Here is a 15,217-nt window from a genome sequence, read left to right as displayed (position 1 = left end):
CGGGGGCGCGGAGCGGGGGCGGAGCGGAGCGCGTGGAGCGGAGCGCGGGGGCGCGGGGCGCGGGGCGCGGGGCGGGAAGGCGGTCGAGCCTCAGATGCCCATCGCGTGGACGCCGCCGTCCACGTGCAGGATCTCGCCGGTCGTGGCGGGGAACCAGTCGGACAGCAGCATCGTGCAGGCCTTCGCGGTCGGTACCGGGTCGTTGACGTCCCAGCCCATCGGTGCGCGGCCGTCCCAGGACTCCTCGAACTGCTCGAAGCCGGGGATCGACTTCGCGGCGGTCGTGCGGATCGGGCCGGCGGCGACGAGGTTGCAGCGGACCCCCTTCGGCCCGAGGTCACGCGCGAGGTAGCGGTTGGTCGACTCGAAGGCGGCCTTGGCCACGCCCATCCAGTCGTAGACCGGCCAGGCGAAGCTCGCGTCGAAGGTCAGGCCCACGACGGAGCCACCCTCGGTCATCCGCGGCAGCGCGGCGACGGCCAGGGCCTTGAGCGAGTACGCCGACACGTGGACCGCGGTCGAGACGTCCTCCCACGACGCGTCGAGGAAGTTGAAGGCCCCCTCGGGCGCGAAGCCGATGGAGTGCAGGACGCCGTCGAGGCGCTCGGCGTGCTCACCGATGCGGTCGGCGAGGGCGGCGAGGTCCTCCTCGCTCGTCACGTCGAGCTCGATGACGGGCGCCTCCTGCGGGAGCCGCTTGGCGATGGTCCTGGTGATCTTCATCGTCCGGCCGAAGCTCGTGAGGATGACCTGCGCGCCCTGCTCCTGCGCGAGCTTGGCGACGTGGAAGGCGATCGACGACTCCATGAGGACGCCGGTGATGAGGAAGGTCTTGCCGGTGAGCATCTGCTGGTGCCTTTCGTGCTGCGCGGAGGATGGGCTGTTGGGGCTCACTCAGTGGCCCATGCCGAGGCCACCGTCGACGGGGATGACCGCGCCGGAGATGTAGGACGCCTCGTCGGAGGCGAGGAAGGCGACGGCGGCGGCGATCTCGTCGCCCTGGCCGTAGCGACGTGCGGGGATGGCGCTCTGGTACTCGGCGCGGGTCTTCTCGGGCAGCTCGGCCGTCATGTCGGTCTCGATGAAGCCAGGGGCGACGACGTTGGCGGTGATCCCTCGGGCGCCGAGCTCGCGGGTCATCGAGCGCGCCATGCCGACGAGGCCCGCCTTGGAGGCGGCGTAGTTGGTCTGGCCCGGCGACCCGTAGAGCCCGACGACGCTGGAGATCATGATGACCCGACCGAAGCGGGCCTTGACCATGGCGGTCGCGGCCCGGCGGACGCACCGGAAGGTCCCGTGCAGGTTGGTGTCGACGACCGCGGAGAAGTCGTCGTCGGACATGCGCATGAGCAGCGTGTCCTTGGTGATCCCGGCGTTGGCGACGAGCACCTCGATGTCACCGCCGAGCAGCTCCTTGGCCGCGGCGAAGGCCGCGTCCACCGAGTCGCTGTCGGTGATCTCGCAGGCGACGACGTCGAGTCCGTCGACCGCGTCACCCGACCTCGAGGTCACGACGACCCGGTGGCCGTCCGCCTGCAGCCGGCGGGCGATGGCCTCGCCGATCCCTCGGTTGCCTCCCGTGACGAGCACTCGCCGCGATGTCATCCCACTCCCGTCGTCGCTGGACCGGATGTGCCTCCGGTCACCTCGGCTCCGACGCTAGAGCACTACCGCCCGGTACGCGGAGTCCTGCCCGCCCCGCGGGACCCGCTCACGGGCCCGCGGCGTACCCTGAAGACGTGTCCCACGTCCCCGTCCAGTCCGTCACGACGGCCCCGATCTCGCTGCACGACGAGCAACGCGGCCGGATGCGTCAGTACCTCATGACGATGGCGCTGCGCACGGTGTGCTTCGTGGGGGCCTACTTCTTCGAGGGCTGGCTGCGCTGGACCTGCGTCCTGCTCGCGGTGGTCCTGCCCTACGTCGCGGTCGTCCTCGTCAACGCGGTCAACACGCGCGACGTCGACCCGGACGCCAGCCTGCGGACCTCCGACGCGCCCCGCCAGCTCGGACCGCGATGAGCGAGCCCGACCTCGTGTGCAGCCGCAAGGCGTGCCGCGCCGCGGCGACCCGGGCGGTCCTGTGGCGCAACCCCCGCATCCACGACGAGTCCCGCCGCAAGGTCTGGTTGGCCTGCGACGAGCACGAGAGCGTCCTGCAGGAGCACCTGTCGGTCCGCGGGTTCCCCGTGACCACGTGCGCCCTCGACGAGATCCCGGCCGACGCGGGCTGATGCTGCGCCGTGCCCTCACCCCGAGGTGGCTCGGGTGGTTCTCCCTCGTCCTCCTCGTCTCGCTCGCATGCGTCTGGCTCGGCCAGTGGCAGTGGGGCAAGTACGAGGACCGCTCCGCGCGCGCCGACCGGATCACCGAGCACTACGAGGCCGAGCCGGTCCCGGTGGCCGACGTCCTCACTGCGGCACCGGTCGGGGTCGACGACGAGTGGACGCGGGTGAGCGCCACCGGCGAGTACCTCGCCGACGAGCAGCTCCTCGTGCGCAACCGTCCGCTCGACGGGACGTACGGCTACGAGGTGCTCGTCCCCCTTCGCCTCGGTGACGGGGACGTCCTCGTCGTCGACCGGGGCTGGGTCCCCAACAGCCCGAAGGGGGCCGACGTCGCCCCCGAGGTCCCAGCCGTCCCCTCCGGGGAGGTGACCGTGACCGGGTGGGTGCGCCTCGGCGAGGCGAGCCTGGGCCGGGACCTGCCCGCCGGACAGGTCGCGAGCATCAACCTCGACGAGGTGTCCGAGCAGGTCGACGGGCAGGTGCTCGGCGCCTACCTCGAGCTGCATCAGGAGTCCCCGGAGGGCGAGCGCCCCGAGCCGCTCGAGGTGCCGGACACCGACACCGGGCCGCACCTGGCCTACGCCATCCAGTGGTGGCTCGTGATCCCGGCACTGTGGGTCTTCGTGGTCGTCGCGCTGCGCCGCGAGGCGCAGGAGGCCGACCCGTCCACCCCCCGCCCCAGGAAGGTGCGCATCTGGGACGAGGAGGACGGCTGAGCCGTCAGCCCACCTCGATCGGCTCCTCGCTCTCCGCGTACTGCGTGGTGTAGAGGTCGGCGTAGACGCCGCCCCGGGCGATGAGCTCGGCGTGCCGGCCTCGCTCGACGACGCGGCCGTCGTCGACGACGAGGATCTGGTCCGCCTTGCGGATCGTCGAGAGCCGGTGCGCGATGACGATCGCCGTGCGCCCCTCGAGCGCGGTGTCGAGCGCCCGCTGCACGGCCACCTCCGACTCGCTGTCCAGATGCGCCGTCGCCTCGTCGAGGATGAGCACGGCGGGTGACTTCAGCAGCAGCCGGGCGATGGCGAAGCGCTGCTTCTCGCCGCCGGACAGGCGGTGGCCCCGGTCCCCCACGACGGTGTCGAGGCCGGCGGGCAGCGAGTGCACGAGGTGGCCGATGCGCGCGGCCTCGAGGGCCGCCCACATCTCCTCCTCGGTCGCGTCCGGCTTGGCGTAGGCGAGGTTGCCGCGCAGGGTGTCGTGGAAGAGGTGTGCCTCCTGGGTGACCATCCCGACCGTGTCGGCGACCGACTCCAGGGTGGCCTCGCGCAGGTCGACGCCGCCGATCCGCACGGCTCCCTGCGTCGGGTCGTAGAAGCGGGTGACGAGCGAGGTGATCGTGCTCTTGCCGGCGCCGCTCGGGCCGACGAGCGCCACGAGCTGGCCGGGCTCGGCGCGGAAGGTCACGCCCTGCAGCACCGGGCCGCCCTCCTCGCGGTCACCGGTCGTCGCGCCCTCGAGGGAGCGCAGCGAGATGGTGTCCGCACCGGGGTAGGTGAAGTGCACGTCGTCCAGCTCGACGGCCAGGGCCTCGCCCTCCGGGAGCCGTCGGGCGTCCTCGGTCTCGACGATGCTCGAGGGCATGTCGAGCAGCTCGAAGAGGCGGGCGAAGGAGACCAGCGCGGTGAGCACGTCGACGTGCACGTTGGAGATCGCGGTGAGCGGCCCGTAGAGCCGCGCGAGCAGGGCCGCGAGGGCGAGGAGCGTGCCGACGGTGAGCCCGCCCTCGACGGCCATGAGGCCACCGACGCCGTAGACCATGGCCGTCGCGAGGGAGGCGAGGGCGGTGAGCATGACGAAGAAGAGGGCGCGGTTGACGGCGATCCGCACACCGATGTCCCGCACGCGCGCGGCCCGCAGGTCGTACTGCTCGATCTCCCGGGCCGGCTGGCCGAAGATCTTCACGAGCAGCGCGCCGGCGACGTTGAACCGCTCGGTCATCTGCGTGCCGAGGTCGGCGTTGAGGTTCATCTGCTCCGAGGACAGACCGGCGAGACGCCGGCCCATGAGCTTGGCGGGGACGATGAAGAAGGGCACGAGGGCCAGCGCCGCGAGGGTCAGCTGCCACGAGAGCGTGAGCATCGCGCCGATGATGAGCACGAGCGAGATGACATTGCTGACGACCGAGGACAGCACGGTCGTGAAGGCCTGCTGGGCGCCGATGACGTCGCTGTTGAGCCGGCTGACCAGGGCCCCGGTCTGGGCGCGGGTGAAGAAGGCGATGGGCTGACGGAGCACGTGCGAGAAGACCTCGGTGCGCAGCAGGTGGATCAGCCCCTCACCGATGCGCGCGGAGAACCACCGCTGCGCGAGGGTCGTGACCGCCTCGACGACCGCGATGAGCGCGACGAGCAGCGCCAGCGTCACGACGACGCGGCGGTCCTGCGGTGTCACCCCGTCGTCGATGAGGCGCTGCAGGAGCAGCGGCACGGCGACGACCGTGAGCGAGCCGACCGCGACGAGCGCGAGGAAGGCCGCGATCGTGCGCTTGAAGGGTGTGGCGTAGCCCAGGACCCGTCGGGCCGTGCCGGGCGGGAGGGGTGTCCCCTTCGCGCTCTCGCCGTGGCTCATCGACTGCATGAGTCCCCAGGCGCTGTTCATCATCTGCTGCTCCTCGTCGTCCGGGGACGACAACCGCCCCGGCGCCTGCGGGATTCCCCCGCACCCCCAGTGTGCGCGGTTCAGCCCAGGACGCGGCGCAGGACGAGTCGTGCGACGGCGCCGGTGTCCGCGAGCCCGCCGGGGACGAAGGGGGCGCCCGCCGCCCGGGCGAGCGCGGCCACCTTGTCGTGGAGCACGCCCTCGGCGAGGGTCGCGGGCACGACGACCCGACCGCTCGCCGCGCCGGCGCGGGGGGCGGCGAGCGTCATCGTGAGCCACCCCGGGCGAGGGTGGGCGTCCAGGAGCGTGCGGATGCTCTGCCCGGCCTGCCCGGAGCTGGACCCGCCGGCGACGAGCAGCACCGCGGCGTCGGCGTCGTGGCCGGCCGCGCGCAGGCGCTCCTCGACGGCGAGCAGGAGGAGCGGGTCGCCGCCCAGTGCCGGCGCGACGCGCACGGGCGCCCCGCCGGCGCCGAGGGCCCGCGCGGCTGCGGGGACGTCGACGCGGGCGTGGAAGGCGGGGGTGATGAGCATCGGCAGGAGGGTGACCTCGTCGGTCAGCTCCGCACCCAACTCGTGCGGTTGCGGATGGTCGTGCTCGAGGTAGACCAGTCGGGTCGCGCCCCGACCCATCGCCTCGAGCGGGGCCTCGACGCGTTGCCGCAGTCGCTCGAGGGTGCTGGCGTGCCGCGGGTCCGGGGACCCGTGTGCCAGCAGGACGGTCGTCACGGACCGACCATCACGTGTGCAGCCCGCACTCCACCTTGTCCGTGCCGGACCAGCGTCCGGCGCGCGCGTCCTCGCCCTCGGCGACGGGTCGGGTGCACGGGGCGCAGCCGATGGAGGCGTATCCGCTCTGGCGAAGGGGGTTGAGGAAGACCGACTGCTCGGCCGCGTACTGGTCGACGTCGTCCTGGGTCCAGCCGGCGATCGGGTTGAGCTTGACCATGGCGCGCTTGTCGTCCCAGCCGACGACGGTGATGTCCGTGCGCGTCGGGGCGTCCTCGCGCCGCATGCCGGTGACCCACGCGTCGTGCTCCTCGAGGGCACGGTTGAGCGGCTCGACCTTGCGCATCGCGCAGCACAGGTTGGGGTCGCGGTCGTGCAGCCGGGGGCCGTGCTCCGCGTCCTGCTCGGCGACGGTGAGCTTCGGGTAGATGGTGCGCAGCCGGATCGGCAGCATGGCCTCGTAGGCGTCCCGCGTCCCGATCGTCTCGGCGAAGTGGTAGCCGGTGTCGAGGAAGAAGACGTCGGCGTCCTGCAGTGTCGTGCCGACGAGGTGGACGAGCACCTCGTCGCCCATCGAGCTGGCGACGGTCAGGCCGGCGCCGAAGGTCTCGTGGGCCCAGGCCAGCGCCTGACGTCCCAGCTCGACCCTCCCTTCGTGCGTGTCGCCGAGCTCGCGCTCGAGCGCGGCGAAACGCTCCTCGCCGGCTCGGGCGAGCTCCTGCAGACGGTCGGTCGAGATGGTGCTCGTCATCGGATGTCGTCCTCCTCGGCGCGCCGGACCCACAGGCGGAAGGGCTCGCCCTCCTCGCGCTGGGCGAGGTAGGTGCGGGCCAGCCGCTCGATGTAGTCGGGCAGGTCGTCGCCGCGGACCTTGAGCGCGCGGGTCTTGCGCGCCAGTGCGGTGTCCTCGGCGAGGGCACCACCGAGGTGCACCTGGAAGACCTCCTCGTGGGAGCCGTCCTCCTTCTTCTCGAGCATGCCCTTCAGGCCCACGTCGGCAACCTGGCTGCGGGCGCAGCTGTTGGGGCAACCGTTGAAGTGGATGCTGAAGGGGACGTCGATGTCGAGGCGCTTCTCGAGCTCCTCGACGGTCCAGCGGGCGCGGTTCTTGGTGTCGGTGAGGGCGAGCTTGCAGAACTCCAGGCCGGTGCAGGCCAGGACGTTGCGGCGCCACTCGCTCGGGAAGACCTCGAGGTCGAGGTCCTTGAGGTCGACGGCCAGCTGCTCGGACCGCTCGGGGTCGACGTCGAGCACGAGGACCTTCTGGTGCGGGGTGAAGCGGATGCGCTCGCTGCCCGCGGCCTCGGCGAGCTCGGCCAGCCGGGTGAGCTTGGTGCCCGTCATGCGGCCGGCGATGGGGGCCGCGCCGACCCACACCCGGCCGTCCTGCTGCTCGTGGATGCCCACGTGGTCACGGCGGCTGCCGGGGGCCGCGACCGCCTCGGGCCCGTCGGGCAGGGCGCGACCGAGGTAGTCCCGCTCGAGGACCTGACGGAACTTCTCCGGCCCCCAGTCGGCCATGAGGAACTTCAGCCGCGCCTTGTTGCGCAGCCGGCGGTAACCGTGGTCGCGGAAGATCGAGGTGACGCCGTGCCAGACCGCCGGGACGTCCTCGAGGGAGACCCAGACGCCGAGCCGCTGGGCGAAGATCGGCTTGACCGAGAGGCCACCGCCGACCCACACGTCGAAGCCCGGGCCGAGCTCGGGGTGCACGACGCCGACGAAGGAGATGTCGTTGATCTCGTGGGCGATGTCGAGGTGCGGCGAGCCCGAGATCGCCGTCTTGTACTTGCGCGGGAGGTTGGAGAACTCGGGGCTGCCGATGTACTGGCGCTTGATGATGTCCATCGCCGGCGTGCCGTCGATGATCTCGTCCTTGTCGATGCCGGCGACCGGCGAGCCGAGCATGGTGCGCGGGCAGTCGCCGCAGGCCTCGGTCGTCGACAGTCCCACGGACTCCAGGCGACGCCAGATCTCGGGGACGTCCTCGATGCGCACCCAGTGCAGCTGGATGTTCTGCCGGTCGGAGATGTCGGCGGTGTCCCGGGCGAACTCGGTGCTGATGCCCGCGATGGTGCGCAGCTGCTCGGTGCTCACCCGGCCGCCGTCGCTGCGCACGCGCATCATGAAGTACTCGTCGTCGAGGCCGTCCTCACCCGTGTGGGTGCCGTCGAGCCCCTGCTTGCGCTGCGTGTACAGGCCCCACCAGCGGAAGCGACCGCTGAGGTCGTCCGGGGCGATCGAGGCGAAGCCACCCTCGGCGTAGACGTCCTCGATGCGCCCGCGCACGTTGAGCGCGTCGTCCTCCAGCTTGAACTCCTCGTTGTGGTTCAACGGGGTGCGGTCGCCGTCGGCCCAGGCGCCGTTGGACTTGCTGCGGGTGGGGCGGGTCGTCACAGTCACCCGCTCATCCTACGGCCGGAGTTATCGGATCCATAACCTGTCGTTATGCATCTCACCTGCCGGGCAGCCGGGGCTCACGCCAGCGTGACGAGGTCCCGGTAGTCCGCGCTGTAGAAGTCCTCGACGCCGTCGGGCAGCAGGAGGATCCGCTCCGGCTTGAGCGCGTCGACGGCGCCCTCGTCGTGCGTCACGAGGACGACCGCGCCCTTGAAGGTCGACAGCGCCCCGAGGATCTCCTCCCGGCTCGCCGGGTCCAGGTTGTTGGTCGGCTCGTCGAGGAGCAGGACGTTGGCGCTGGAGACGACGAGCAGGGCGAGCGACAGGCGCGTCTTCTCGCCGCCGGAGAGCACCCCGGCCGGCTTGTCGACGTCGTCCCCGGTGAAGAGGAAGGAGCCGAGCACCTTGCGCACCTCGGTCTCGCCGAGGTCGGGGGCGGCCGACTTCATGTTGGCCAGCACCGTGCGGTCGACGTCGAGGTTCTCGTGCTCCTGCGCGTAGTAGCCGAGCTTCAGGCCGTGGCCCGGCTCGACCTGGCCGGTGTCGGGGGCATCGACGCCGGCGAGCATCCGCAGCAGCGTCGTCTTGCCGGCACCGTTGAACCCGAGGACGACGACCTTGCTCCCCCGGTCGATCGCGAGGTCGACGTCGGTGAAGATCTCCAGGCTCCCGTAGGACCGGGACAGGCCTGAGGCACGAAGGGGGGTCCGCCCGCAGGGGGCGGGGTCCGGGAAGCGCAGTTTGGCCACGCGGTCCTGCGTTCGCTCTCCCTCGACGCCGGCGAGCATCCGCTCGGCGCGCTTGATCATCTGCTGCGCGGCCGTCGCCTTGGTCGCCTTGGCGCGCATCTTCTCGGCCTGGTCCAGGAGGGCGCCGGCCTTCTTCGTCGCGTTCTGCACCTCGCGCTTGCGGCGCCGCTCGTCGGTCTCGCGCTGCTGGAGGTAGTTCTTCCAGCCCATGTTGTACTGGTCGATCTCGCAGCGGTTGGCATCCAGGTGGAAGACCCGGTTGACGACGACCTCGAGCAGCTCGACGTCGTGGCTGATGATGATCAGCCCGCCCTTGTAGTTCTTCAGGTGGTCGCGCAACCAGCCGATCGAGTCGGCGTCGAGGTGGTTGGTCGGCTCGTCGAGCAGGAGGGTCTCGTTGCCGGAGAAGAGGATGCGGGCCAGCTCCACCCTTCGCCGCTGGCCGCCGGAGAGGGTCTCGAGGCTCTGGTCGAGCCGGCCCTCGTCGATGCCGAGGGCGGAGGCGATGCTCGCCGCCTCCGACTCCGCGGCGTAGCCACCGGCTGCCTCGAACTCCTCCTGGAGCCGGCCGAAGCGCGCCATGGCGCGCTCGAGGGTCTCGGGGTCCGCGCTGGCCATCCGCTGCTCCGCGGTCGCCCGGTCGGTGACGATGCGGTCGAGCCCGCGGGCGGACAGGATGCGCTGGCGCGCGGTGACGGTGAGGTCGCCGGTGCGCGGGTCCTGCGGGAGGTAGCCGATGCCACCGCTGGAGGTGACCGAGCCCGCCGCCGCCTGCCCCTGGCCCGCGAGGACCTTGGTGAGCGTCGTCTTGCCCGCCCCGTTGCGCCCGACGAGGCCGACCCGGTCGCCCGCGGCGACCCGGAAGGAGGCGTCCTCGAGCAGGATGCGGGACCCCGCGCGCAGCTCGATGCCGCTGGCTGTGATCACGGGTGGTTCTCCTGCAGGTACGAAGGTGGGTCGGCGGTTAGTGTAAGTCGCAGATCCCACCGTCACCGCATCCGTGCCGGTCCGACCGGACCGCACCCCCCCTGGAGGACCGCCGTGAGCATCAACGACAACGCCTCGCTCGACACCTCGCGCATGGGTGGCGGAGGTGGCGGACGGGGTCGCGGTCCTGTCGTGGCCGGTGGCGGCATCGTCGGTCTCATCATCGCCGTCATCCTCGTCCTCACCGGCAACGGCGACATGCTGAACGGCGGGGGCGCCCCCCAGGACACCAGCGCCCAGGGTGGCGACAACCGCCTCGCCGAGAAGTGCCGGACCGGTGCCGATGCCAAGAAGGACCGCGAGTGCCTCATGGTCCTCGGCGAGAACAGCCTGCACGACTTCTGGAGCCAGCAGCCCGACCTCGCCAAGGCGCTCGAGGGAGCCAACCAGCAGTTCCGCGGACCGGACAAGGTCGTCGTCTACACCGGGCAGACGCAGTCGCAGTGCGGCACCGCGAGCAACCAGGTCGGCCCCTTCTACTGCCCCGTCGACGAGCGCATCTTCATCGACACCGACTTCTTCGACATCATGGAGCAGCAGCTCGGCGCGCAGGACGGCACGCTGGCCGAGCTGTACGTCCTCGCCCACGAGTACGGGCACCACATCCAGAACGTCTACGGCGTCCTCGACGAGGCCCAGAAGGACCCGCAGGGCGCCAGCTCGGGCGCGGTGCGGGTCGAGCTCATGGCGGACTGCTTCGCCGGCATGTGGATCCAGGACGCCACGCAGACCAAGGACGCCAACGGTCAGGTCCTGCTCACCGACATCAGCGAGGCCGACGTGAAGAACGCCATGGGCGCGGCCAAGTCCGTCGGCGACGACGAGATCCAGAAGAAGTCCGGCGGGGGCGTCAACCCCGAGGGCTGGACCCACGGCTCGGCCAAGGCCCGTCAGGCCTGGTTGCTGCGCGGCATGAAGGCCGAGTCGGTGGGCAGCTGCGACACCTTCGAGGTCGCGGACCCCAACAACATCTGACGGCCGCCACGGCCTACTTCCGTCTGCCCTGCGACTTGGCGGCACCCCAGTCCCCGGCAGCGGGTGCGAAGACCCAGACCGTCGTGCCCTTGGGGTAGTAGCGGTTGACCGCGAAGCGCACGGTCCCGGTGGCATCGGTCGTGGCCGAGCGCACGAACTGCTGCGGCTTCCCCGGCCGCTTCACGAGCAGCCAGACCGTGACGCCCTCGACATCCGGGCCGCCGATGCCGGCCCGGATCCGGGCGCTCACGCCACCGCCGCTGGCCCAGTTGCTCGGCCAGGTCGCCGTGAGGCTGATCGGCGCGGGGCCCGTGGACTCTCCGACGAGCGAGGTGCGGTAGTCGGTCCAGTCCGTGTACGGGCCGGCCATCCACATGACGGAGTACTGGCCGCCCGTGCCGAAGGGGGTCGTCGGGGTCCGCTGCTCACCGGTCTGGGCGGCGACCGGCCGGGCCCGCCACGTGACCCCACCGTCCGCGGTCCGCAGCTCGGACAGCTGGGTGTCCTCACCCTCCCGGGTGACGACGTAGGCGGTCGTCGCGTCGCTGCTGTCGAGCGAGATTCCCTCCGGGTATTCCTCCTGCCGGGCGAGGGTCCGCGTCTGCCATGCGCTGCCCCACAGGGTCGCCCACTTGTACGTGTACCCGGGGGGGTCCGGGCTGCGGTCGACGGTCGTGAAGGCGACGGTCGGGCGATTGCCGCGCAGCGCGAGGTCGTAGACGCGCACGCGGCCGTCGAGGCTGTGACCGTCGTAGACGAGCGTCCCCGAGCGCGGGTACGCGGGCCGGGCCACCCAGCGACCGTCCGACCTGCGCAGCGCCTTGGTCTCCGCGTCGAAGGTGAAGTGGTACAGCGAGTTGTCGGGGTCCTGGGCTGCGTGCCCGTCGGAGACCGCGAGGTGCATCTCCTTCCACCCCACGGAGGCGGCCTCGAGGTAGGGTCAGGTGTTGTCGACGGTGTCGGAGTTCTTGAACAGCTGGAGCGGCTTGGTCCACGTCACGAGGTCCTTGCTCGTCGTCAGCACCCAGTTCTGGTCCGAGTAGCGGCGGGTGAGCAGGTGGTACTGGTTCCTCACCCCGCGCATCCGGAAGGCCTGGACGTACGTCGTCCTGACGTTCTCCATGCCCGAGCCCTTGAGCCTGCGCACGGCCGACATGAGGAGATCGCGCCCTGAGGACCGCTCACCCGGTACCGCACGGGCGCCCTGCCGTGGCCGCCCCAGAAGGCGACGACCCGGCCGTCCGCCGTCTCGACGAGCGCGGGCACGTTGTGGTCGTCGCGCAGCTGATAGCGACTGAGGGTGGTCGTCTCCATCCGCGCGTCAGCGTTGCTCAGGGACGTGAGCATCACCGAGCCGGCCCGGGTGACGTAGGCGAAGTAAGTCGCCCGTGAGGTCTCCAGGACGCGCGGGTCGGAGTACCAGGTCCAGGCACCGTTGCTCGTGAGCCGCACGGGCCGGGCCTCGCGGACCGATCCCGCCGCGGACGCGGGCCGGATGCTCTGGATCGGCTGCGCCTCCCGCTGGAGCGGGGCGTCGGACAGCTGCTCGGCCCGGCGCAGCTGCTGGGTGGTCGGCCGGTGCTCGATGGCCTCACCCCGGTCGATGGGGACCGGCGGCGCGGGTGCGACGGTGCTGAGCGACCCGCTGCCACGCGCTCGTTCGCCATGCGGCTCGGCACCCGCCGATGACGACCACGCCACCCCGAGCGAGATGACGACTGCGGACACAGGGACGACGGCACGAGGTGCCATGAGTGGTTCTCCCCCGGTTCATGGTGGGGCCCTCCCTGGCCCCCTCCCGGTACGGACGATACTCCACACCCGACGTGATCAGGTCCCGGGCTCGTCCACCGCGAGCCAGACGGCACGCGCGCGGCGGGCGGCGTCGACGAGCACCGCGAACCGGGGGTCGGGCAGGCCCCACAGCTCCCGTCGCGGGAGGTCGCGCAGGTGGGCCAGGCGTGGGTCCTCGAGCACCTGCGCGACGAGGCGTCGGTCACCGCCGACGAGGAGTGCGTCGACCGAGCCCCGCGGGAGGTGCCGCAGCGCCAGGCCCACGACCGCGTCGACGACCGCGTCCGACTGGTTGCCGCGGCGGCGCGCGTAGCGCTGCTGGCTCCAGCCGCCCTTCTTCGTCCGGCCCTGGACATACCCGGTGCCGCACGTGTGCGCGAGGAGGTCACCCCCTTCGTCGCGTCCGACGGCGTGGCCGCCGCGGCGCAGGAGCACCAGGCCGATCCGCTCGTGGTCGAAGCGCTCCCCCACGGCGCTCGCGCCGTCACCGCCCCGGAGCACGACACGACCCGGCTCGTCGGCGCGGGTGACGCCGTCGTGCCGGGCCGCGAAGCCCGCCGCCCAGCGGTCGAGTCGAGCGGGGTCGACCTCGACGGTGCGGGGCACGGGAGTGGTGCTCAGATGTTGAAGCCGAGGGCGCGCAGCTGCTCGCGCCCGTCGTCGGTGATCTTGTCCGGACCCCACGGCGGCATCCAGACCCAGTTGATCCGCGAGTCGGTGACGAGGTCGGTGAGGGCCTGGTCGACCTGGTCCTCGATGACATCGGTCAGCGGGCAGGCAGCGGAGGTGAGGGTCATGTCGATGACCGCGTGGTTCTGCGGGTCGACGGTGATGCCGTAGACGAGGCCGAGGTCGACGACGTTGATGCCGAGCTCGGGGTCGACGACATCGCGCAGCGCCTCTTCGACGTCCGCGACATTGCTCGGGGTGGGTGCCTGGGCGGTCATGCGCTCTCTCCTTGGGAAGTGGTCGAGACGTCGACGCCGGCCTGGGCCAGCGCGTCGGTGAGGGCCATCCAGCCGAGCAACGCGCACTTGACGCGTGCCGGGTACTGCGCGACGCCGGCCAGGGCGACTCCGTCGCCGATGACCTCCTCGTCGCCGGCGTCCTGGCCGCGGCTGGTCAGCATGCGCCGCATCGCCTCGTGGACGTCCATCGCCTCGTCGACGGTCTCACCGGTGACCTCCTCGGCGAGGATCGAGGTGCTCGCCATGGAGATCGAGCAGCCCATCGCCTCGTAGGAGATGTCGGTGATCCGAGCGTCGTGACCGGTGCCGTCGAGGTGCACGCGCAGGGTCACCTCGTCGCCGCAGGTCGGGTTGACGTGGTGCACCTCGGACGCGTGCCCCTCGCGCAGGCCGTGACCGACCTTGCGCTTGGAGTGGTCGAGGATCAGCTCCTGGTAGAGGTCCATCAGGCGGCTCCTGCGTCGACGCCGAAGATCTGCGGCACCCGGTCGAGCGCCGCCACGAGCGTGTCGATCTCGGCCGGGGTGTTGTAGACGGCCAGCGACGCGCGGGTGGTGGCCGCGACGCCGAAGGCCCGGTGCAGAGGCCACGCGCAGTGGTGGCCCACCCGCACGGCGACGCCCTGGTCGTCGAGGACCTGCCCGACGTCGTGCGCGTGCACGCCGTCGACGACGAAGGAGACGGCGGCACCGCGGTGCACGGTGTCGGCGGGGCCGACGAGGCGCACCCACGGACGCTCGGCCAGGGCCGTGAGCAGCTGCGCGGTGAGCGCCTGCTCGTGGGCGGCGATGCGCTCGAGACCGATGTCGCGGATCCAGCGCACGGCCGCGCCCAGCCCGATGGCCTGGCTCGTCATCGGCACGCCGGCCTCGAAGCGCGTGGGCGGCGGCGCGTAGGTGCTGCCCTCCATGCGCACGAGCTCGATCATCGACCCGCCGGTGAGGAAGGCGGGCATCTGCTCGAGGAGGTCGTAGCGGCCCCAGAGCACACCGATCCCGCTCGGGCCGTACATCTTGTGGCCGGAGAAGGCGAGCAGGTCGACGCCGAGCTCACGCACGTCCACCGGCAGGTGCGGCACCGACTGGCAGGCGTCGAGGACCGTGATCGCGCCGACGGACCGGGCCGCCGCGACGAGCCGGGGCACGTCGCTCACGGCGCCCAGGACGTTGGACGCGTGGGTGAAGGCCATGACCTTGGTCCGCTCGGTGACCAGCTCGTCGAGCTGGTCGAGGTCGAGACGGCCCTCCTGGGTCACCCCGATCCAGCGCAGGGTCGCCCCGGTGCGGCGGCACAGCTCCTGCCACGGCACGAGGTTGGCGTGGTGCTCGGCCTCGGTGATGAGGACCTCGTCACCCTCGCCGAGACGAAGGGGGGACCCCGTCTCGGCGTTGGAGAAGGCGTACGCGGCCAGGTTCAGCGCCTCGGTGGCGTTCTTCGTGAAGACCACCTCGCGCTCTTGGGCACCGATGAGCGCGGCGATGTCCGCGCGGGCGCCCTCGTAGGCCTCCGTGGCCTCCTCCGACAGCGCGTGCGCGCCGCGGTGGGGAGCCGAGTTGGAGGTCATGAGGAAGTCACGCTCGGCGTCGAGCACGGCGAGGGGCTTGTGCGAGGTGGCGCCGGAGTCGAGGTAGACGAGCGGCTTGTCCCCGCGCACCGTGCGCTCGAGGATCGGGAACTGACCGCGGATCGCGGCCAGCTCACCGTCGGGGATCAGCTGCGGTGCCATCA

Annotated in this window: 18 protein-coding genes; 4 read left to right on the top strand and 14 right to left on the bottom strand. The window is 71.6% G+C overall.

The annotated features are described in order from the left end of the window. Positions 1-90: 90 nt before the first annotated feature. Together fabI and fabG are read right to left on the bottom strand one after the other, a co-directional pair. Positions 91-846 carry an enoyl-ACP reductase FabI gene (gene fabI, locus JT1_RS04795; protein ID WP_068323893.1) on the bottom strand — a complete coding sequence of 252 codons (756 nt, stop codon included), beginning with the start codon at positions 844-846 and terminating at the stop codon, positions 91-93. Between the two features lie 48 nt (positions 847-894). After that, entirely contained in the window at positions 895-1,605 is a 711-nt protein-coding gene (gene fabG / locus JT1_RS04790) for a 3-oxoacyl-[acyl-carrier-protein] reductase (RefSeq protein ID WP_068323890.1), read from the bottom strand. Between the two features lie 134 nt (positions 1,606-1,739). Between fabG and JT1_RS17705 the strand changes: the two genes are divergently transcribed. Genes JT1_RS17705 through JT1_RS04775 form a run of 3 tightly spaced genes read left to right on the top strand, consistent with a single transcriptional unit; the run spans position 1,740 to position 3,003 of the window. Beyond that, positions 1,740-2,021 (top strand): DUF3099 domain-containing protein, encoded by a 282-nt coding sequence (locus JT1_RS17705; protein ID WP_245634673.1) that lies wholly within the window; start codon positions 1,740-1,742, stop codon positions 2,019-2,021. Next, entirely contained in the window at positions 2,018-2,233 is a 216-nt protein-coding gene (locus tag JT1_RS04780) for a hypothetical protein (RefSeq protein ID WP_068323887.1), read from the top strand. Before JT1_RS17705 ends, JT1_RS04780 begins: the two co-directional genes overlap by 4 nt. After that, a complete protein-coding gene (locus tag JT1_RS04775) occupies positions 2,233-3,003 on the top strand; it encodes an SURF1 family cytochrome oxidase biogenesis protein (protein WP_068323884.1) in 771 nt (256 codons plus the stop codon). Before JT1_RS04780 ends, JT1_RS04775 begins: the two co-directional genes overlap by 1 nt. Before the next feature lie 4 nt (positions 3,004-3,007). Here JT1_RS04775 and JT1_RS04770 read toward each other — a convergent pair whose 3' ends face one another. The 5 genes from JT1_RS04770 to JT1_RS04750 all read right to left on the bottom strand — a co-directional run bounded on the left by JT1_RS04770 (position 3,008) and on the right by JT1_RS04750 (position 9,692). Continuing rightward, positions 3,008-4,891: an ABC transporter ATP-binding protein gene (locus JT1_RS04770; protein ID WP_068323882.1), complete on the bottom strand. Its 1,884-nt coding sequence runs from the start codon at positions 4,889-4,891 to the stop codon at positions 3,008-3,010. 77 nt (positions 4,892-4,968) lie between these two features. Further along, positions 4,969-5,616, bottom strand: a complete 648-nt coding sequence (locus JT1_RS04765; protein WP_068323880.1) for a sirohydrochlorin chelatase — start codon at positions 5,614-5,616, stop codon at positions 4,969-4,971. A gap of 10 nt (positions 5,617-5,626) precedes the next feature. Continuing rightward, positions 5,627-6,367: a phosphoadenylyl-sulfate reductase gene (locus JT1_RS04760; protein ID WP_068323877.1), complete on the bottom strand. Its 741-nt coding sequence runs from the start codon at positions 6,365-6,367 to the stop codon at positions 5,627-5,629. After that, on the bottom strand, positions 6,364-8,013 hold the full coding sequence (locus JT1_RS04755) for a nitrite/sulfite reductase (RefSeq protein WP_082807475.1): 1,650 nt from the start codon (positions 8,011-8,013) through the stop codon (positions 6,364-6,366). Before JT1_RS04755 ends, JT1_RS04760 begins: the two co-directional genes overlap by 4 nt. 80 nt (positions 8,014-8,093) lie before the next feature. Then, positions 8,094-9,692, bottom strand: coding sequence for an ABC-F family ATP-binding cassette domain-containing protein (locus JT1_RS04750; RefSeq protein WP_068323871.1), 1,599 nt, complete (start codon positions 9,690-9,692; stop codon positions 8,094-8,096). 114 nt (positions 9,693-9,806) lie between these two features. Here JT1_RS04750 and ypfJ point away from each other — a divergent pair, with 114 nt between their 5' ends. After that, positions 9,807-10,727: a KPN_02809 family neutral zinc metallopeptidase gene (gene ypfJ, locus JT1_RS04745; RefSeq protein ID WP_068323868.1), complete on the top strand. Its 921-nt coding sequence runs from the start codon at positions 9,807-9,809 to the stop codon at positions 10,725-10,727. A 13-nt stretch (positions 10,728-10,740) separates the two neighbouring features. Here the strand turns inward: ypfJ and JT1_RS04740 are convergent, their stop codons facing one another. The 7 genes from JT1_RS04740 to JT1_RS04715 form a co-directional block, all read right to left on the bottom strand. Next, complete coding sequence (locus JT1_RS04740) at positions 10,741-11,646, bottom strand: hypothetical protein (RefSeq protein WP_169701849.1); 906 nt, start codon at positions 11,644-11,646, stop codon at positions 10,741-10,743. A 21-nt stretch (positions 11,647-11,667) separates the two neighbouring features. Beyond that, positions 11,668-11,874 carry a hypothetical protein gene (locus tag JT1_RS18240; RefSeq protein ID WP_169701841.1) on the bottom strand — a complete coding sequence of 69 codons (207 nt, stop codon included), beginning with the start codon at positions 11,872-11,874 and terminating at the stop codon, positions 11,668-11,670. Then, positions 11,799-12,479 carry a BNR-4 repeat-containing protein gene (locus tag JT1_RS19120; protein WP_082807474.1) on the bottom strand — a complete coding sequence of 227 codons (681 nt, stop codon included), beginning with the start codon at positions 12,477-12,479 and terminating at the stop codon, positions 11,799-11,801. The genes JT1_RS18240 and JT1_RS19120 overlap by 76 nt, the downstream gene beginning before the upstream one ends. Before the next feature lie 78 nt (positions 12,480-12,557). Continuing rightward, positions 12,558-13,127, bottom strand: coding sequence for an acVLRF1 family peptidyl-tRNA hydrolase (locus JT1_RS04730; RefSeq protein WP_068323859.1), 570 nt, complete (start codon positions 13,125-13,127; stop codon positions 12,558-12,560). An 11-nt stretch (positions 13,128-13,138) separates the two neighbouring features. Next, entirely contained in the window at positions 13,139-13,468 is a 330-nt protein-coding gene (locus tag JT1_RS04725; protein WP_068323856.1) for a metal-sulfur cluster assembly factor, read from the bottom strand. Then, positions 13,465-13,935, bottom strand: a complete 471-nt coding sequence (gene sufU / locus JT1_RS04720) for a Fe-S cluster assembly sulfur transfer protein SufU (RefSeq protein WP_068323853.1) — start codon at positions 13,933-13,935, stop codon at positions 13,465-13,467. Before sufU ends, JT1_RS04725 begins: the two co-directional genes overlap by 4 nt. Next, a complete protein-coding gene (locus JT1_RS04715; RefSeq protein ID WP_068323943.1) occupies positions 13,935-15,215 on the bottom strand; it encodes a cysteine desulfurase in 1,281 nt (426 codons plus the stop codon). The genes sufU and JT1_RS04715 overlap by 1 nt, the downstream gene beginning before the upstream one ends. Positions 15,216-15,217: the final 2 nt, after the last annotated feature.

Source organism: Janibacter terrae NBRC 107853, assembly GCF_001591405.1.
Classification (GTDB): domain Bacteria; phylum Actinomycetota; class Actinomycetes; order Actinomycetales; family Dermatophilaceae; genus Janibacter; species Janibacter terrae.
The sequence above is the reverse complement of the archived record's forward strand: the minus strand, read 5'-3'. Positions and strand labels throughout refer to the sequence as shown.